The sequence below is a fragment of the Lutibacter sp. genome (genome assembly GCF_016342705.1).
Lineage (GTDB): Bacteria > Bacteroidota > Bacteroidia > Flavobacteriales > Flavobacteriaceae > Lutibacter.
Window position 1 is genome coordinate 23,133 of record NZ_JAEINV010000017.1, and the last position, 20,435, is coordinate 43,567.

Annotated in this window: 15 protein-coding genes; 10 read left to right on the forward strand and 5 right to left on the reverse strand. The window is 29.6% G+C overall.

The features are described from left to right. Positions 1-5: 5 nt before the first annotated feature. From JEY78_RS13610 to JEY78_RS13620, 3 genes are all read right to left on the reverse strand, one after another. Positions 6-1,541, reverse strand: coding sequence for an SDR family oxidoreductase (locus JEY78_RS13610; protein ID WP_291852453.1), 1,536 nt, complete (start codon positions 1,539-1,541; stop codon positions 6-8). A gap of 136 nt (positions 1,542-1,677) precedes the next feature. Next, positions 1,678-2,982, reverse strand: coding sequence for a nitrate/nitrite transporter (locus JEY78_RS13615; protein ID WP_291852455.1), 1,305 nt, complete (start codon positions 2,980-2,982; stop codon positions 1,678-1,680). A gap of 100 nt (positions 2,983-3,082) precedes the next feature. Then, on the reverse strand, positions 3,083-4,636 hold the full coding sequence (locus tag JEY78_RS13620) for a DEAD/DEAH box helicase (protein ID WP_291852457.1): 1,554 nt from the start codon (positions 4,634-4,636) through the stop codon (positions 3,083-3,085). A gap of 135 nt (positions 4,637-4,771) precedes the next feature. Here JEY78_RS13620 and JEY78_RS13625 point away from each other — a divergent pair, with 135 nt between their 5' ends. Then, positions 4,772-6,418 (forward strand): cellulase family glycosylhydrolase, encoded by a 1,647-nt coding sequence (locus tag JEY78_RS13625; RefSeq protein WP_291852458.1) that lies wholly within the window; start codon positions 4,772-4,774, stop codon positions 6,416-6,418. Here JEY78_RS13625 and JEY78_RS13630 read toward each other — a convergent pair. Further along, positions 6,415-7,533, reverse strand: coding sequence for a DEAD/DEAH box helicase (locus JEY78_RS13630; protein WP_291852461.1), 1,119 nt, complete (start codon positions 7,531-7,533; stop codon positions 6,415-6,417). The two genes, JEY78_RS13625 and JEY78_RS13630, sit on opposite strands and share 4 nt — an antisense overlap. 150 nt (positions 7,534-7,683) lie before the next feature. On the opposite strand from JEY78_RS13630, the gene JEY78_RS13635 reads away from it, so the two are divergent. From JEY78_RS13635 to JEY78_RS13675, 9 genes are all read left to right on the forward strand, one after another. Further along, complete coding sequence (locus JEY78_RS13635; protein WP_291852465.1) at positions 7,684-8,721, forward strand: oxidoreductase; 1,038 nt, start codon at positions 7,684-7,686, stop codon at positions 8,719-8,721. Positions 8,722-8,733: 12 nt separating this feature from the next. Further along, positions 8,734-9,291 carry a hypothetical protein gene (locus tag JEY78_RS13640; protein WP_291852468.1) on the forward strand — a complete coding sequence of 186 codons (558 nt, stop codon included), beginning with the start codon at positions 8,734-8,736 and terminating at the stop codon, positions 9,289-9,291. Positions 9,292-9,354: 63 nt separating this feature from the next. Continuing rightward, positions 9,355-10,587 (forward strand): peptidase T, encoded by a 1,233-nt coding sequence (gene pepT, locus JEY78_RS13645; protein ID WP_291852471.1) that lies wholly within the window; start codon positions 9,355-9,357, stop codon positions 10,585-10,587. 222 nt (positions 10,588-10,809) lie between these two features. Beyond that, a complete protein-coding gene (gene lysA / locus JEY78_RS13650) occupies positions 10,810-12,018 on the forward strand; it encodes a diaminopimelate decarboxylase (RefSeq protein ID WP_291852474.1) in 1,209 nt (402 codons plus the stop codon). A 403-nt stretch (positions 12,019-12,421) separates the two neighbouring features. Then, a complete protein-coding gene (thrA, locus tag JEY78_RS13655; RefSeq protein WP_291852477.1) occupies positions 12,422-14,866 on the forward strand; it encodes a bifunctional aspartate kinase/homoserine dehydrogenase I in 2,445 nt (814 codons plus the stop codon). A gap of 3 nt (positions 14,867-14,869) precedes the next feature. Next, positions 14,870-15,790, forward strand: coding sequence for a homoserine kinase (locus JEY78_RS13660; protein WP_291852479.1), 921 nt, complete (start codon positions 14,870-14,872; stop codon positions 15,788-15,790). A gap of 109 nt (positions 15,791-15,899) precedes the next feature. Continuing rightward, on the forward strand, positions 15,900-17,195 hold the full coding sequence (gene thrC / locus JEY78_RS13665) for a threonine synthase (protein WP_291852482.1): 1,296 nt from the start codon (positions 15,900-15,902) through the stop codon (positions 17,193-17,195). A gap of 51 nt (positions 17,196-17,246) precedes the next feature. Further along, positions 17,247-17,744, forward strand: coding sequence for a DUF6265 family protein (locus JEY78_RS13670; protein ID WP_291852485.1), 498 nt, complete (start codon positions 17,247-17,249; stop codon positions 17,742-17,744). Continuing rightward, positions 17,745-18,875 carry an aminotransferase class I/II-fold pyridoxal phosphate-dependent enzyme gene (locus JEY78_RS13675; protein ID WP_291852489.1) on the forward strand — a complete coding sequence of 377 codons (1,131 nt, stop codon included), beginning with the start codon at positions 17,745-17,747 and terminating at the stop codon, positions 18,873-18,875. A gap of 4 nt (positions 18,876-18,879) precedes the next feature. On the opposite strand, the gene JEY78_RS13680 is transcribed toward JEY78_RS13675, so the two are convergent. Continuing rightward, positions 18,880-20,334, reverse strand: coding sequence for an aminopeptidase P N-terminal domain-containing protein (locus JEY78_RS13680; RefSeq protein ID WP_291852492.1), 1,455 nt, complete (start codon positions 20,332-20,334; stop codon positions 18,880-18,882). Positions 20,335-20,435 lie beyond the last annotated feature (101 nt).

A 20,435-nucleotide genomic window follows, 5' to 3' on the forward strand; every position in this document is an offset into this window, starting at 1 on the left:
TAATTTTACCAATCTATTGGTTTATAGTCTTTTAAAAATTTTCCACACCAATGTTTTCCTGTATTAATTCCATCAATTAACGGATCCATAACGCGCGCAGCTCCGTCAACAATATCTAACGGAGGTTGAAAATCGTGTACTTCAACTTTATGTTTCGATAAATCTACAGGATCTTCATCTGTAACCCAACCAGTATCAACAGCGTTCATATAAATTCCAAAATTTGCCAAAGTAGATGCGGAAGTATGTGTTAACATATTTAGAGCAGCTTTTGCCATATTGGTATGCGGATGACGGTCTTGTTTTCTAAATCTATGAAATTTTCCTTCCATTGCAGAAACATTTATTATGTGTTTAACACCCGTATTTTCCTTTTTCATTAATTCTGCCAACCTGTTGCATAGCACAAATGGCGCAATAGAATTAACTAATTGAACTTCAACCATTTCGGTAGTTTCAATTTCTCCTATCTTTAAGCGCCAACTGTTGGTTTTTCGCAAATCAACTTGTTGTAAATCAGCATCTAACTGACCTTCTGGAAAAACTTCATTTGTAGCCAACGAATTATCAAAACTATAAGGAATTTGAGATAATTTAGCCGAAGCTCTTAAGCCAATTCCGGGTTCAACTCCGTGCCAAGTTACCGGCATGTTTTTATTTGCAGAAGCACCACTTGTTAACGTTTTCAGTTCATTTAAACATTCAAAATGGTTTGATAATAAGTGTTGTGCAGATTTTGGCAAACTTTTATAAGGCATTTCTTCCTTTCCCATTAAATGATGAAAAAATCCAGCAGGTCTTCTCACAGTTTGAGCCGCATTATTAATTAAAATATCTAATCTATCGTATTGTTGTTCAATGTAGTTACAGAAAATTTCAACACTTGGAATATGTCGTAAATCTAGGCCGTGAATTTTTAAACGATCTTTCCATTTACTATAATCATCTTCTTGTGAAAATCGTAAAGCGGAATCTACAGGAAAACGTGTTGTTGCCACAACGGTTGCTCCTGCTCGCAATAACATTAATGTAATATGGTAACCAATTTTTAAACGAGAACCTGTAATTATTGCAACTTGATCAGTTAAATCGGCTGTTTGGAAACGTTTAGCGTAATTGAAATCACCACAATCTTTACACATGGTATCATAAAAATGGTGCAATTTTGTGAATTCAGCCTTACACACATAACAATTTCTTGGTGATTCTAACTCTTTTTCTTCTTTAGTTCCAGTTAAATCTATCATTAATGGAGCAACAAAAACACTTGCTTCTCTTGCGCTTCTAATCCCTGTTTCTTTCCTTGCGTGTCTATCGCGAGCAATCATTTTTCTTTTTTCAGCTTTTTTAGCATCTTTCTTTCTTCGTGAAAACTCATCACGATCTGGACGTGTTAATAAACCTGCAGCTTTTAATAATGCTACACGTTTTTCATCAGAAAGTTCGAAAAGTTGATTGGTATCTCCTACTAATTTTTCCAATATAGCAATACAACTTTCTAATTGCTCTTCACTTACCTTATTGGTATTGTTTTTCATCATAAGCCTATGCTTCAAGCTGCAAATATAACTCAAAAAAAATATCAATTCATGACTTTTTATGTTGAGTGTTATTTATTAAAAAACATGCTTTAAAAATAAACATGTCAGTATTTAAATTAATTGTATAATGGTTTTATTATTGTGGGTTTTTTGCTTTTACAGAACCAACTAATAAAAACATTAAAAAAGCTATAGAAATATATCCTACATATTTGTAAGATCCTAAATTACTAAAGCTAAAGCTAAATATGCTTGGAGCAATGGCACTTGCTAAAACTAACATGCTCATAATTTTACCAGTTATTGCTCCTAAATTGTTTCTTCCAAAAAAACGAGGCCAAGTTACAGCATTTAACACAGCAAACATTCCTCCCATAAATCCTAAACCAATTATAAGAAAATAAACACCAAATGGTAATGATAAAAAAAGTAATCCGAAGGCTGCAATTATCCCACTCAAAATCATTATAAACAAATATAATTGATGTTTTAAATAATCACTTAAAATATTAAATATAGTTGAAACAATTATTGAAATTATTGAAATTGGAATAAATATAGCAATGGCTTGGTTTTGCGTGTAATTATGTACTCCAAAAATGGACACAATGTGAAATGTAAAACCCGTAATAAAAAAACTGTTAAAACTTAAAATTAAACCATACATCCAAAAGGCTCTTATTCCTTTTGCTTCTTTTAGTGTAAATTGTTTTTCAATTTCAACATGTAGATCATTGTCCTCATTTAAATTAGAAATTCCATCTGGTAATAAGTTGAAGTTTTCAGGTTTATTTCTATAAAACTGTACTATAAATACACTAAAAATAAGCAAGCTAAATGCCAAAATTTGCCAAGTAACTTCCCATCCATTATCATTTATTAATACATTTAAAAATAAAGGAGATGATGAAAACCCTAATGAAACAGCGATACTTGTAATAGAATTTACCTTCCCCCTATTTTTATGAAACCACATCATTATCATATTTCTAGAGGCCATTGTTAACACTCCTTGCCCACTAAAACGTATAAAAAAGAAAAGAACTGTTATTACACTAAAAGGAATTATCCAAGATCTAATAGCTAAGGTTTCTTGTATAAAAGCACTTATTTGTACTGAAACTGAACAAAGCAATAATGAAAATCCTAATAAAATTGCAGCAAAAAATGCTACATACCTTGCTCCATATTTATCAAACCATTTTCCAGCATTTCCTAAAACTAATGAACTTAAAAAGGTGCCAATCATATAGGCATTACTAAACTGATTTCTTGAAAGGCCTAAAGCATCTTTTACGGGGTCTGTAAATACTGAAACTCCAACTGTTTGCCCAGGCATACTAAACCAAACTCCTATGGTTCCAAAAATTAAAACTATATATCCATAAAAAAACGGAACCTTACTTGGATTTATAACTGAAAACTTATTTTGATTGGACATTAAACGAGTTCTATTAAATTGTATTTTATTTGTTTAAAAAATAAAAAAACCAATTATTTTTTTATTAAAACAATTGGTTCATTTATCAAATTAAATATTTTTAATCTTCCGGAGGATATCCATTAATTTCTTCAAAAACGGTATCAAAATTTTCTAGAAGATAAGCTCTTAATTTTTTTCTATAATCTTCATTTAGCCAATCAATAAAACTTTTAGTACTTTTACATATACATCTAATATATTGTTGAATTCTATATTCAATGTCATCTCCTAATTGATTCATTAAAATTAAAGCATCGTACACATCTTCACTATTTTCTACACAAATTTTTGCGTGCTGTTCAATGGAGAGTTTTAGTACTTCCTTTGAGGATTCTCCTCCTTGAATAGCTTCAACATACGTGCTTTTAATATCAAAATAAACATCTTTAGACTTAGAAAATTGCACTCTAAGTTCTGGAGGCATTTCATATCTAAAATTATTTTCTAATTCTTCATCATTTATTAAATTATCTAAATAATAATTAGGCGATTTAAATATTTTTTGCCAATTTAAATTAGATCCCCACATTCCAAATCTGTGAAAATTGTTACCTAAATCTATCACATTAAAGGTTGTTTTTTCTTTTAAAATACGCGATCCTCTACCAATCATTTGGTAATATAGTGTTAAAGATCGTGTTGCTCTGTTTAAAATAATAGTATCAACAGTTGGTTCATCAAAACCAGTTGTTAAAATACTAACGGATGTTAAAATAGCATTCGGTGTTTTTTTAAACCAACGTAATATAAGCTCTCTTTCTTTTCTAGGCGAAGTATTATCTAAATGTGCAATTTCATATCCTGCAGCTCTAAAGGTGTGATACACATTAAGCGAAGTGTTAATTCCATTATTAAAAATTAAGGTTTTTTTACCTTTAGAACGCTCTTCATAAGCTTCAACAAGTTTTCCCAACATTTCATTATTGGTATATAAATCGTCCGAGGATTTTACCGTATAATCTCCATTTGCACCAACAACCAACGAAGTTAGTCCTACGTTATAAGAATAAGGTATTGCTCGTGATAAAAAATTATTTTCAATTAATGATTCTATAGATTCTCCAACAATTAATTCTTCATAATTATCATTCATTGGAAGTTGAATGTTAGAACTCAATGGAGTTGCTGTAACACCTAAAAAGAATGCTTTTGAAAAGAATTTAAAAATTTTGGTAAACGAATTATAATGTGCCTCATCAATAATTACCAAACCAACATCAGAAATATCTAATTTATTATCATTTAATCTATTATTTAGCGTTTCAACCATAGCTACAAAACACTTGTATAAATGTTGATCATCTAAATTAGCTTTACTATGAATCACTTTATTTTCAACCTCAAATTCAGTAAGCATTTTTGAAGTTTGCTTACATAATTCAATTCTGTGAGTTAGTATTAAAACTTTTTTATTATGATTTTTAAGATATTGCCTAACAATTTCAGAGAAAATTACAGTTTTTCCTCCTCCAGTTGGTAATTGAAATAATAGGTGATAATCTTCTCTGGCTTCATCAAAACGTTTAAAAATTTTATCAATAGCTTCTTTTTGGTAGCTATATAAATCTTTTCCCGTTTTTCTTTCTTCTAATTCAGTTGTTCTTACAGACACATTTTTGATTTTAATTGTAGCGTGTAAAAATACGACGAATTATAGGCTTTTACCTAATATTTACTAAAAAATATTTTCTTGGTATATATTAAATCGTAACTAAATTTTAAATAATTTTATTGAAATTTATAATCAATGAAGTTTTTATCTTTAAAATATTGGATTTTTATTCTGCTAATTTTTAGCTCGTGCACTAAAAATGACAATGAAAATTCTATTTCATCAACTCAAGAAGAAGTGAACAACAATTTACTTCAAATATCAAATAATAAACTTGTAGATTTTAACAAACAACCTGTTTATTTACAAGGTGTTGCCTTTGGAAATGAAATTTGGTCTAATGCGCCTATCCCACCTGAAACTCACCACAGTGAAATTGATTATCAACGTGTAAAAGCAATGGGAATGAATGCTGTTAGGTTTTATTTAAATTACCGATTTTTTGAAGATGATACAAGTCCATACATCTATAAACAATCTGGTTGGGATTGGTTGGATAAAAATATACAATGGGCCAAACAAAATAACATTTATTTAATTTTAAATATGCACGCTCCACAAGGCGGGTATCAATCTCAAGGAACTGGAGATGCGCTTTGGAATATTGTTGAAAATCAAAACAGATTGGCAGCTTTATGGAAGGAAATTGCAAATAAATATAAATACGAACCTACAATTGCTGGATTTGGACTTGTAAATGAGCCTGTACCAACAAGTTCTATTGAACAATGGAGCAATTTAGCTCAAAAAATTATTACTGAAATAAGAACAGTTAATAAAAATCATTTAATTTTTATTGAAAAAGCAATTTATGTAAAAGGAAATTTTGTACCCAATGAAAATTTAAATTTTCCAAATGTAACAGGAGGAAATATAATTTATGAATTTCATGGATACGATCCGCTTTCATATACACATCAATTACTTGAATTTGCTAAATTAGGTGATGGTGGAAAATATCCTGATGAAAATACCATAGAGACTTCTGGCTCTCAATGGTATACAGCAACATTCAACAACCCAACAATTTCATATGGAAACTCTGGCTGGAATTATTTTGAAGGCATTAAATATAAAATAACCGATGATAAAATTAAAATTGCACAACCCGCATTAATTGGAGCTTCTGTTAATGGTACTGTATTCTTTGATGATATTAATATTAAAGAATATGATGAAAATGGCACTTTTACAAAAAATGTTTTTGACATCAATTTAAATACTATTGATGGCTGGTATTATTGGAGTGCAAATGATTCAGGAACAGTAGGTTTAAAAGAAAGTGAAGGACATAATGATTTAAAATGTTTGTTTATTTCAAATGCTACTGATGATTGTAATTTAAGCAGTTCAAAGCATCACTTTATTCCAAAAAAGAATTACTATTATCAAATTTCAGGTTGGATGAAAGGAAACAACGTTGCAACAAACGCAGCGTGCAAACTTAGAATTGATTTTAGCACAACAGAGTCTCCAATTTTAGTGAGAAACAAAGCATATTTAGCTTCAATTTTAAAGAAAAATGTTGATTGGGCTGCAGAAAATAAAACGATATTATTTATGGGAGAATTTGGAGCTGGAGCACCTTGTTTTGAAAATGATAAAGGAGGTTTACAGTTTGTAAAAGATATGGTTGATTTGGCAAAAGAATATAATATTCACTTTACATATCATGCATATCACGAAGATTCATTTGGAATTTACAAGGGCTATGGAACTTTACCTGATCCCAATAATGTAAATCAACCATTAATAAATTTATTCACCCAAATACTAAATTAAATAGTAATTTGCATAAATTTAATACCTAACTCCTTTTGAATTTCTTGAATTCTATTTATTTCATTTGGTAAAATAAGTGCAATTGAAAACCCAGTTTTTCCAGCTCTGGCAGTTCTTCCACTTCTATGTGTATAATATTCTATTTGCTCTGGTAATTGATGATGAATAATAAAAGCAAGGTTATTCACATCAATTCCTCTAGCAGAAACATCTGTTGAAATTAAAACTTGTAAACTACCATTTTTAAAAGCACGCATTACTTTATCGCGTTCTTTTTGTTGCATATCACCCTCTAAAGCTTCTACAGAAAAACCTTCTTCTTTTAATGAAGCCGTTAAACTTTGGGTTCCTGCTTTTGTACGACAAAAAATAATCCCTCTATCAGATTGTCTTCGTTCTAAAAGTTTTATAATTAAATCTGCTTTATCTTTAATATCTGTTTGAATAAATTGATGCGTAATTTTCGCATTTACAATGGAATTTTTATTAACAGCTATTTTTGGAGCATCAGCATCTATATATGTTTTAATAATACGTTGAATTTCATCTGGCATTGTTGCTGAAAATAACCAAGTATTTCTGGAGCCACTAGTGTATTTCAAAATTCTATTTAAATCTAGTTTAAAGCCCATATTTAACATTTCATCGGCTTCATCTAAAATTAAAGTATTTATTTTTTTTAAATCAACTTCTCCCCTTTCTATTAAATCTATTAATCGGCCTGGAGTTGCTACAATAATATGTGTAGTTCTTTTTAATGAACTTAACTGTTTTTCTATTTTTTCACCACCATAAACACCTTCAACAAAAATTTTCTTATCAGCAAATTTTGTAAATTTAAAAAGCTGTTTTTTAATTTGTTGTACTAATTCTCTCGTTGGCGCTAAAATAAGTCCTTGAATATAAGGAGAATCAGGATTGATTGCTTGTAACAATGGAATTCCAAACGCTGCCGTTTTTCCTGTTCCAGTTTGTGCTAAACCAATAAAATCGGTTTTAGATTTTAACAAAATTGGAATGGTTTTTTCCTGAATTTCTGTTGGTTTTTTAATACCAAGCTCTTTTAACGCTGTTACAAACTCCTTTTTTACTCCTAATTCTAAAAATGTTGACATACTTTGTAATTTATAAGGCTGCAAATGTACACTTTATTAAATTATCTTATTAACCATTTTTTATACCTCATTTTCAGATGAAAAACAAAAAAGTAAAAGTCTAAAGCATCCACATATTTTTAATTACTTTTGTATACCAAACATTAAAAAATGAAACTAAAAGCCATTCTATTTTTAGCCTTAATTTTATTAATTTCTTGCGAAAAATCCTATATCTCTAGAGAAACTGTTACCGTTACAATAGAAAAATTTAAAATGGATAGCACAAGTATACGAGCCATTGAAATTGTGAACGATTCAACAGTAGTTTATGCGAGTTCTATAGGAGATTTAGGAGTTATTTCCGGTTCGGGAAAATTAAAAGGAACTCAAAAAATTATAACCGACACAATTATCCCACATTTTAGAGCATTGGCTTATACCAAAGAAGCTGTGTATGCTTTAAATGTTGGAAATCCGGCATTGTTATATCAATATAAAAACAATAAAATTGAAATTGTTTATAAAGAACAAAATGAAAAAGTTTTTTACGATTCTATGCAGTTTTTTGATGAATTAAATGGTATTGCAATGGGAGATCCAACTGATAATTGCCTTTCTATTTTAATAACCCGTGATGGCGGAAACACTTGGGGGAAAATAAATTGTGAAGATTTGCCAAAAATTGAAGAAGGTGAAGCAGCATTTGCTGCCAGCAATACAAATATTGCAATTGTTGGAGAAAATGCATGGATTGTAACAGGAGGTTTAAAAGCACGTGTTTTTCATAGTTCAGATATGGGTTTAACTTGGAAAGTTTATGACACTCCAATAATTCAGGGACAACCAACTACAGGTATTTATTCTGTAGCTTTTGCTAATGAATACGAAGGAATTATTTGCGGTGGAGATTACACCAATAAATTTGGAAATTCCGCAAATAAAGCAATTACAAAAGATGGTGGAAGAACTTGGAAAGTTGTTGCTGAAAACAAAGAGCCTCAATATATTAGTTGTGTACAATACGTTCCTGAGACTGATGGAAAGGAACTTTTTGCAGTCTCAACTAACGGAATATTTTATTCAAATAATGCTGGTGAAAATTGGGAAAAAGTAAGTGATGAAGGTTTTTATACTATTAGAATTGTAAATAAAAATACTGCTTGGCTCTCTGGCGAAGAAGTTATTGCTAAAATGACTATCAAATAATTTCACAAAAAAATGAAGAAATTTTACCTGCTTTTTTTATTGATTATTGTTATTGTAAGTTGTAAAAAACAATCGGAATTAAGTAAAGAGTTTAATTGTAATTCTGTAGAATTAAAGAATTTAAAGACATATTTAGATTTTAAAAACAACTTTAAGTTGCATATTCCAACTAATTGGAAAACAAATAAATACTATTCCGAGACTCAATCGGAAATATTTACTGCAGATACCACAAAACAACTTACAGAAACCTATATTTTAAATACTTCCTACGCTTTAGGAACTGTAAATTTTGATAGCGATTTCTATCAAAAAACAGATTCAATTATTATTCAAAATAATTTCAAAAAAACTAAATATGGAACCACTACTTTTATGAAATTACCAACCTTTTGGTATATAGTAGAAGGTGAAAAAAATGGATTCCCATATCATCAATTTAATATTATTGCAAAAAAATCTGAAATGGCATATTTTTCAGCATCTGTAGAAATTTATGGCGATTTAAAAGTTGATGAACGTATTTGCGAATCAATATCGATATTAGAAAAAATTGAATTTTTACAATAATTTAAGAAATATACATTGTAAATACATATTTGAATACTTACTTTTGATAAAAAAATATAAATAATGCAAAAAATAATAGATCGCTTCGTAAAATATATTAAAGTTGATACACAATCAGATCCAGAAAATCCTGCTTTTCCAAGTACCGAAAAACAATGGGATTTAGCCAAAATTTTGGTAGAAGATTTAAAAGAAATTGGAATGCAAGATATTACGTTGGATGATAACTGCTACATTATGGCAACTTTACCATCTAATGTAGATTTTAAAGTTCCTGTAATTGGTTTTATCGCTCATATTGATACGAGTCCAGATTATACCGGAACAAATGTAAATCCACAATTTCACCCTAATTATGACGGAAAAGATATTGTTTTAAATAAGGAACAAAATATTGTTTTATCACCAAGTTATTTTGATGATTTATTGTTATATAAAGGTCAAACCTTAATTACAACCGATGGTACAACCCTATTAGGTGCTGATGACAAAGCTGGTGTTACGGAAATTATTTCTGCAATGGAATATTTAATTCAACATCCTGAAATTAAACATGGTAAAATAAGAATTGGTTTTACTCCAGATGAAGAAGTTGGTAAAGGAGCGCATATGTTTGATGTTGAAAAATTTGGTGCAGAATGGGCATATACAATGGACGGAAGTCAGGTTGGTGAGTTAGAATATGAAAATTTTAATGCAGCCGGAGCTAAAGTTACAATTAACGGAAAAATTGTACATCCTGGTTATGCAAAAGGTAAAATGATTAACTCCATGTTAATTGCAAATGATTTTATTGCTGGTTTACCAAAAAATGAAATTCCTCAAGAAACAGAAGGTTATGAAGGATTTTTTCACTTACATACTATGGAAGGTGAAGTTGAAAAAACTACCTTAGAATACATTATTAGAGATCACGATTTAAAATTATTTGAAGAAAGAAAAGTAACTTTTCAAAAAGTTGCTGATGATTTAAATAAGAAACTAGGTTCAAACATAGTTGAAGTTGAAATTAAAGATCAATACTTTAATATGCGTGAAAAAATTGAACCAGTAATGCATATTGTTGATATTGCTGAAGAAGCAATGAAACAGTTAAATATTAAACCGTTAATTAAAGCAATTCGTGGTGGTACAGATGGTTCTCAACTTTCCTATAAAGGGTTGCCTTGTCCAAATATTTTTGCAGGTGGTCATAATTTCCACGGAAGATATGAATATGTAGCGGCAGAATCTTTACAATTAGCTACTGATGTAGTTGTAAAAATTGCTGAACTTACTGCTAAAAATGTAAAATAAGTAATTTAGTTTTTAACTTAAAAAAAGCTCCAATTCATAAAGTTTTGGGGCTTTTTAATTTTTTTTATAATCGTCAACCTATTTTAGGACGACTCAATTCTTTTAAAATTAGATTCGTATACTTAAATTATTTAACAACTTGTTAAATATTGTTATTTTTAAAAATTATATTTTTAATATTCAATTGGTTTCATACTTTTGAATTCTCAAATTATAGAATGAATGGATAATCAATTATTATTAGCTCTTTCGGAAAAATACGGAAGCCCTTTGTATGTATATGATGCAGATAAAATTGCATTGCAATACAACAGAATTACAAATGCATTTGCAAGTGTAAAAAGTTTAAAACTAAATTATGCAGTTAAAGCAAACTCAAATGTTAGTGTTCTAAAGTTTTTTAAAAAGCTAAATTCAGGGATTGATACAGTTTCTATTCAAGAAGTAAAATTAGGCTTAGAAGCAGGATTTGCTCCAGAAAATATAATTTTTACTCCAAACGGAGTTTCGTTACAGGAAATTGAGGAAGTAGCTAAATTTGGTGTTCAAATTAATATAGATAATATTTCAATTTTAGAGCAATTTGGAAACCACTACCCTAACATTCCGGTTTGTATTCGTATAAATCCACATATTATGGCTGGTGGAAATCATAAAATTTCAGTGGGTCATATAGATTCTAAATTTGGAATTTCTATTCATCAATTACCTTTAATAAATAGAGTTGTTGATAATACGGGAATGATTATTAATGGAATTCATACACACACAGGTTCTGATATTTTAGATATTGATGTGTTTTTAGCAGCAACTGAAATAATTTTAAACACTGCTAAAGATTTTAAAGATCTTGAATTTATTGACTTAGGAAGTGGTTTTAAAGTGCCTTATAAAGAAGGAGATATTTCAACCAATATTGAAGAATTAGGAGAGCGTTTATCAAAAAGATTCAATAAATTTTGCAAAGAATACGGGAGAGATTTGACCTTAATGTTTGAACCAGGAAAATTTTTAGTGAGTGAAGCAGGTTCATTTTTAGCCCATGTAAACGTTGTAAAACAAACAACATCCACAGTATTTGCAAGTATTGATAGTGGTTTTAACCATTTAATTCGTCCAATGATGTATGATAGTCATCATCATATTCACAATATTTCAAACCCAGAAGGTAGAGAGCGATATTATTCCGTTGTTGGTTATATTTGTGAAACAGATACTTTTGGAAGCAACAGAAGAATTAGCGAAATAAGAGAAGGTGATGTTTTATGTTTTAATAATGCAGGAGCGTATTGTTTCTCCATGTCGTCTAATTACAACTCGCGCTATAAACCGGCAGAAGTTTTGGTTTATAATGGAAAAGACTATTTAATAAGAAAAGTAGAGACATTTGAGGATTTATTAAAAAATCAAGTGATTATAGATATAGATTAATACAACAACTCCGGAATTTATTTCGGAGTTTTTTATTATTCGCAAAAAGTACAGTAAAATATTGGTTAGAATTTAGTTGTATTGTTATAAAAATAAAATTTCAATAAAAATTAAAGTAAAAGATTGCTGTTTTAAAAAAACAAGTAAATTTGTAATATGCAAAACAAAAAATCAAATATTAATTTATTAAACACACAAATTGTGTGTGATTTTATTATTGCTACTACTACAACTACAACTACAACAACCCTTTAGGGGTTCTATCTATTTATATCACCGTTTATATATTCGTTTTCATTAAAAAATGAAGCAAGGAATATTATTAAAAAATAATCAGTTTAAAATCACGAAATTTATACGATTTAATTGCAATCAATAAATTTCTATTCATAAATAAAATAAGATGAAAGTATTAAAATTTGGAGGCTCATCGGTTGCTTCTTCTGAAAATATCAATAAAGTAATAAATATAGTTAAAGATAGTTCGTATAAAAATAACATTGCATTAGTAGTCTCTGCTTTAGGTGGCGTTACAGATTTATTGTTAGAAGCCGGAAATTTAGCTTGTAAAAACGATGTAAACTACATTGAAACCTTTAAACTAATTGAAGATAAGCACCTACAAGTTACTAGAGAATTAATTCCTGTAAATAATCAAAGTGGTGTTTTAGGAACTGTAAAAAAAATGCTGAATAAATTAGAAAATACCCTAGAAGGTGTATTTTTAATTAATGAATTATCGTCAAAAACATCCGATAAAATTGTGAGTTTTGGAGAATTATTATCTTCATATATTATTTCCGAAGCTCTAAAAAACAACGGTTTAGATACTGTTTTAAAAAATTCACAAGAATTAATTATTACAAATGAAAATTTCTCAAATGCGGTTGTAAAATTTGATAAAACAAATTCTGCTATAACAGAGTTCTTTAAAAACAATAAACATAAAATAGTTGTTTTGCCTGGTTTTGTAGCTTCCACAGAAAATGGAGAAAATTCAACGTTAGGTCGTGGTGGATCGGATTATACTGCTGCTATTTTTGCGGCAGCTGTAAACGCCACTATATTAGAAATTTGGACAGATGTTAGCGGTATGTTTACAGCAAATCCGAAAATAGTGAAAGAGGCATTTCCTATAAAAAACATTTCATATCAAGAAGCTATGGAATTGTCGCATTTTGGAGCAAAAGTATTATATCCGCCTACAATTCAACCTGTTTTAAAAAAGGAAATTCCAGTGTGTATTAAAAATACATTTGATGCCAATGCAGAAGGTACTTTAATTACAAAAGTTTCTAGTAATAACAACCCAATTAAAGGAATAAGTCATATAGAAAATATGGCATTAATAACTTTAGAAGGTAGCGGAATGGTTGGAATTCCTGGTTTCTCAAAACGACTATTTGGAGCGCTTTCTGAACATAAAATTAATGTTTCTTTAATTACGCAAGCTTCATCAGAACATTCTATTTGTATTGCCATAAGTAATAATGATGTTGAAAAAGCGAAAGAAGCTATAGATGATGAATTTAGCTACGAAATGGAACATCATAAAGTTGATGAATTAGTAATTGAAAAGAATAATGCTATTATTGCATTGGTTGGAGACAATATGAAAAGTCACCAAGGAATTAGTGGGAAAATGTTTAGCACTTTAGGTAGAAACAATGTAAATATTAGAGCAATCGCTCAAGGCGCTTCAGAAAAAAACATATCTGCTGTTATTTCTCATAAAGACATAAAAAAAGCTTTAAACGCGTTGCACGCAGCATTTTTTGAAGATCAAACTAAACAATTAAACTTATTTGTGGTTGGTGTTGGTAATGTTGGAGGTAAATTAATTGAACAAATTAGAAAACAACAGAATTATTTATTAGAGAACTTAAAAGTTCACGTACGGGTGATTGCTTTAACTAATTCTAAAAAAATGGTTTTTAATGAAGATGGAATCGATTTAGAAAAATGGAAAAGTGCTTTAGATAAAGGTGAACCTTTAAATATGGAAGGTTTTCATAATAAAGTTACTGAACTAAATTTAAGAAACAGCATTTTTGTTGATAATACTGCCAATGAAAATATATCTAAATTATATGCTAACTATTTAAAGCAAAGTGTTGCGGTTGTAACTTGTAATAAAATTGCTTGTTCTTCTAATTACTCTAATTATCAAAAGTTAAAACAATTGGCGCGTGAGTACAACGCTCCATTCTTATTTGAAACAAATGTTGGAGCTGGATTGCCAATAATAGACACTCTTAAAAATTTAATTGCCTCTGGAGATAAAGTAACTAAAATACAAGCAGTTCTGTCTGGTAGCTTAAACTTTATATTTAATAATTTTAATGAAGATTCTGCATTTTACGATGTTGTAAAACAAGCTGGAGTTGAAGGTTATACAGAACCAGATCCACGAATAGATTTAAGCGGAGTTGATGTAATGCGAAAAATTTTAATTTTAGCTAGAGAAAGCGGAACAAGATTAGAATTAGAGGATATTAAAAATAATTCCTTTTTACCAAAACCTTCATTAGATGCTAAATCGGTACAAGATTTTATGGAAACTTTAAAAACCGAAGCGGATCATTTTAATAAAATTCAACAAAAAGCAGCTGCTAATAATTGTAGATTAAAATTTGTTGCTGAATTTGATAATGGAACTGCAAATGTTGGTTTACAAGAAATTCCTTCAAATCATCCGTTTTATAATTTAGATGGAAGCGATAATATTGTATTATTTTTTACTGAAAGATATAGCAAACAACCATTAATAATTAAAGGTGCTGGTGCTGGTGCAGATGTAACTGCGTCAGGTTTATTTGCAGATATTATTAGAATTGGAAACAATTAAACTATGGAACAATTAAAAATATTTGCTCCCGCTACTATTGCCAATGTTTCTTGTGGTTTTGATGTGCTAGGATTGGCTTTAGACACTGTTGGTGATGAAATGATTATTAAGAAAGTTGCTAAAAAAGGAGTAACAATCACAAAAATAATTGGACAAAATTTACCATTAGAAACACATAAAAATGTTGCTGGAGTTGCTGCTTTAGCGCTACTTTCTGAAACAAATAGTGAGTTTGGTTTTGAAATTGAAATTAACAAACGTATAAAACCGGGAAGTGGAATTGGTAGTAGTGCAGCGAGTTCTGCTGGTGCTGTTTGGGCAATTAATGAATTGCTTGGCAAACCTTTTAATACAACAGATTTAGTACGTTTTGCTATGGAAGGTGAGTGTTTAGCAACTGGCGTGCCACACGCGGATAATGTTGCTCCTGCCCTTTTTGGCGGATTTACGTTGGTTAGAAGCTATCAACCATTGGATATAATTAGCATTCATACACCAAATGAATTATTTGCAACTGTAATTCATCCGCAAATTGAAGTAAAAACTTCTGATGCGCGTGAAATACTCAAAACCACCGTTTCTTTAAAAGATGCCATAAAACAATGGGGAAATGTTGGTGGATTAATAAGTGGCTTATATACAGAAGATTACGATTTAATTGGGCGATCGTTAGAAGATCATATTATTGAACCAATTCGTTCTATATTAATTCCAGCTTTTGATGCTGTTAAGCAACAATCATTGAATGCAGGAGCTTTAGGATGTGGTATTTCTGGTTCTGGCCCATCAATTTTTGCTTTAAGTAAAGGTGAAGCAACCGCTAAAAAAGTTGCGGAAGCAATGAAATCGGTTTATGAAAAAGTTGGAATTGATTATGATATTCATGTATCAAAAGTAAATAAACAAGGAATAAAAATATTATAAAAATATAAATTAACGTCAGCCTGAACTTGTTTCAGGTTCTCATCAATGGTATAAATTAGCACGTTGAGATTCTGAAACAATTCAGAATGACTTATAAAATTAAATAAAAATGAACTATTATAGTTTAAATAAAAAAGCACCAAACGTATCTTTTAAAGATGCCGTAATTAAAGGTTTAGCTCCGGATAAAGGATTATATTTCCCTGAAAGTATTACACCATTAGCAAAAGAATTTTTCAATCATATTGAATATTTCACCAATAATGAAATTGCATATGAAGTTATTAAACAATTTGTTGGTGATGAAATTCCTGAAAAGGAATTAAAAAAAATTATTGCTGAAACATTGGTTTTTGATTTTCCAGTAGTTGAAATTGAAAAAAACATTTCAACATTAGAATTATTTCATGGACCAACAATGGCTTTTAAAGATGTTGGAGCGCGCTTTATGGCACGTTGTTTTGGGTATTTTAATAAAGATAAAAATAGTGCTAAAGTTACTGTTTTAGTTGCAACTTCTGGTGATACTGGAGGCGCAGTAGCTAGCGGATTTTTAGGTGTTGAAGGTATAGATGTTGTTATTTTATACCCAAGCGGAAAAGTAAGTGAAGTTCAAGAAAAACAATTAACATCTTTAGGGAAAAACATTAAAGCGTTAGAAGTTGATGGAACTTTTGATGATTGCCAAGCAATGGTAAAAACAGCATTTTTAGATACTGAAATAACTTCAGTAAAAAATTTAACTTCTGCAAATTCTATAAATGTTGCTCGTTGGTTACCTCAAATGTTTTACTTTTTTATTGCCTACAAACAATTACAAAATAAGCGAAGAAAAGTGGTTTTTTCAATTCCAAGTGGAAATTTTGGAAACATTTGCGCCGGAATAATGGCGCAACAATTAGGCTTGCCTGTAAAACAATTTATTGCAGCTACAAATATTAATGATATTGTTCCAAATTACTTAGAAACTGGTGTTTACACGCCAAAACCCTCACAACAAACTATTTCCAACGCTATGGATGTTGGAGATCCCAGTAATTTTGTAAGAATTCAGGAAATTTATAAAAATGATGATACTTTATTAAAACAACATTTAACATCGTATTCTTTTACGGATAAAGAAACTAAAAAAGCGATGGTTAAAATCAATAAAAAATCGGGTTATATTGCCGATCCTCATGGAGCAGTTGGTTATTTAGGGTTGAAAAAATATTTTAAAAAGAAAAAAGCGCAAGGCATATTTTTAGAAACTGCGCATCCGGTTAAATTTTTAGATGTTGTGGAGCCAGTTTTAAATACAACTATTGAATTCCCTCCACAAATTCAAGAAGTAATCAATAAGAAAAAGGTTTCTGTTAAAATTTCTAATTACGAAGAATTAAAACAATTTTTATTGAAACCGTAATTAATAAATTTTAAAATAAAAATAGTAGATTAGCTAGATAAATATCATTTTATGAAAAATTATCTAGCTTTCTTATTTTGTATTGTTTCAGTTAATTTATTTTCGCAAAATACCTTGAAATTTGACGTTTCAAAACAACCGGTAAAAGCCAATATTCAACAGGTATCTTGGATTGCAGGTTATTGGCTTGGTGAAGCTTTTGATGGTAAAACAGAGGAAGTTTGGACAAATCCACTTGGAAATTCTATGATGGGTTCATTTAAATTAGTAGTTGAAAATGTTATTCAATTTTATGAATTATGTACTATTTCTGAAGAAAATGAAACGTTAGTCTTTAGATTAAAACATTTTCATAACGATTTAAAAGGATGGGAAGAAAAAGATGAAATGATTGAAGCTCCATTGGTTAAAATTGAAAATAACAAAGCCTATTTTCATAAATTTACTTTTGAAAAAATAAGTGAAACAGAATTAAATATTTACGTTTTGTTTGAAGAAACTCCTGAAAATGAGACTGAAATGAAATTTAATTATAAATTAAAAGGTTAAATGAAATCAAAACCAAAATTTGAAACTTTAGCCATTGAAAGCACAAAAAATGAGTTTTTAAATGCGCAACCAATAAGCACTCCTATTTATTTATCTAGCACTTACAAAAGAAATAATGACGGGACTTATAATAATAATTTTGTGTATTCTAGAACCGACAATCCAAATAGAAAAATTTTAGAAAAAAGTATTGCTTCGCTTGAAAATGGAAAATTTGCATTTGCATTTGCATCAGGAATGGCGGCAGTGCACGCTACAATTCAAAGTTTAAAAGCCAATAGTCATATTTTACTTCCTGATGATATTTATTTTGCGATTCGAAAATTAGTAGATGAAGTTTTTAAAGATTGGAATTTAACCTATGATTTAGTTGATATGACTAATTTACAAGCTGTAGAAAAAGCTGTAAAATCAAATACTTCACTTATTTGGGTAGAATCACCTTCTAATCCTCAATTAAAAATTAGTGATATTGAAGCCATTTCAAAAATTGCAAAAAAGCACAACATACTTTATGCAGTTGATAACACCTGGGCAACTCCTGTTTTTCAAAACCCTTTAGAATTAGGAGCTGATATTGTGGTTCATTCAACCACAAAATATTTTGGTGGACATAGTGATGTTTTAGGTGGTTGTGTTGTTGTAAATGATGAAAATATTGCTCAAAAAATAAAAGCTATACAATCTTTATCTGGAGCTGTTCCTTCTCCTTTTGATTGTTGGTTGATTTCCAGAGGAATTCAAACTTTACCTTTAAGAGTTCATAAACAAACGGAAAATGCGTTAAAATTAGCGCAATATTTAGAAACTCATCCTAAAATTGAACAGGTTTTATATCCTGGTTTGGAAAGTTTTCCTCAACATAAATTAGCTAAAAAACAACAGAAAAATGGTTTTGGCGCCATGCTTTCTGTATTAATAAAAGCATCAAAAGAAGAAACTGTTTTAATCTCCACAAAACTTAACTATTTTACAACTGCGACTAGTTTAGGTGGTGTAGAAAGTTTGGTTGAACATAGAAAATCTGTTGAAGGTGAAACAAGTCCAACGCCAGATAATTTGTTAAGAATTTCTGTTGGAATTGAACATATTGATGATTTAATAGCCGATTGGGAACAAGCTTTAAGCTAATATGTTAATCTAATTTTGGTAATATAAAACTATCTAAAATACTTGGTAATTGCATAGCTGCCTCAATTTCTTCTGAAGTTCGTGGAGCTAATACCGATAAATTTACTGGTCCGTTTTTAGTAATTAAAATATCATCTTCAATTCTAATACCAATTCCCCACCATTTTTCATCACAAGGACTTCCTTCAGGAATATAAATACCTGGTTCCATAGTAACTACCATATTTTCTTCAAAATTATTATAGTTACCTGGATCGTGAACATCTAACCCAATATGATGCGAAGTACCATGTGGAAAATAAGTATGATATGATTTTTCTGAACTAATAATTCCTAAATCTGCCAAACCTTTATTAATAATTTTTATGGCAATTTTATTTGGTTCCTGCATTCCGTTTCCAATAGTATAAGCAGCAATTCCAGCCTCTTGAGCTTTATATACTAAATCATAAATTAATTTTTGCTCAGTTGTAAATTTCCCATTTGATGGAATAGTTCTAGTAACATCGGCAGTATATCCATGATATTCAGCGCCTAAATCCATTAAAATTAAATTAGAATCACCAATTTCAGTTTTATTATTTTCAACATAATGTAAAATACATCCATTATTTCCAGCACCAACAATTGATGGATAACCTTCGTATTCAGCACCATATTTTTTATATACAAATTCGTGTACACCCTGCGCCTCCGCTTCCGACATATTTGGGTGCATTGCTTTCATCATTTCTAACTGTCCGATTGCTGAAATTTCTATTGCTTTTTTCAATAAAACCAATTCTTCCTTCGTTTTAACTTCACGCAATGTTGCCATAAATCCTTTTAAAGATTCAGTATCAATCCGCTTTTTCGTTTCATTGTAAATCTTATCATTAGAAGTGTTTTCAACAGAAATATAATCAAAAGAAACTTTTGTTTTAAATGTTTTAATTAAATCGAATAAATCCGCTGTTTCTTTGGTATCTCTCACATCATTTTTAAACTGTTCAAATAAAATTTTATCGAATTTTGAAAAATCAATATCAAAGCTAGAGAAATCTCCACCATTAAAAACAATCTGAAAACCTAGATTATCTTGAGCTCCTTTTACACCTAGCCTTTTACCTGTCCACATTTCGGCATATTCGTTTCGCTCTTGCACAAATAATACTTCATTAAATGTTTTTCCTTGAATATTTTGCACTTCTTTAAATACCATTAATAATGCGTGAGGCTCTTTATATCCCGTTAAATAATAGAAGTTTGGATCTTGATGATACACATATTCAACATCATTTGCTCTGTTTCTTACAGCATTTGCAAAAAATACTGCAACACTATTTTTAGATAGCACTTTTCTTAATTCCTCTCTTCTATCTTTATGAAAATCTTTTGTTAAATAATCTTCAGGTAAATACTGATTTTGTGCATTTATAGAAACTACAAAAAAGAATATTAGTACGTATTTGAACTTCATTAGAAAAATATTTAGTTTAGTTTCAAATATAATTAAAATAAATAGTAACAAAACAAACTGTTGATACATAAACTTAATTTATAAATAAGATAATAAAAAGG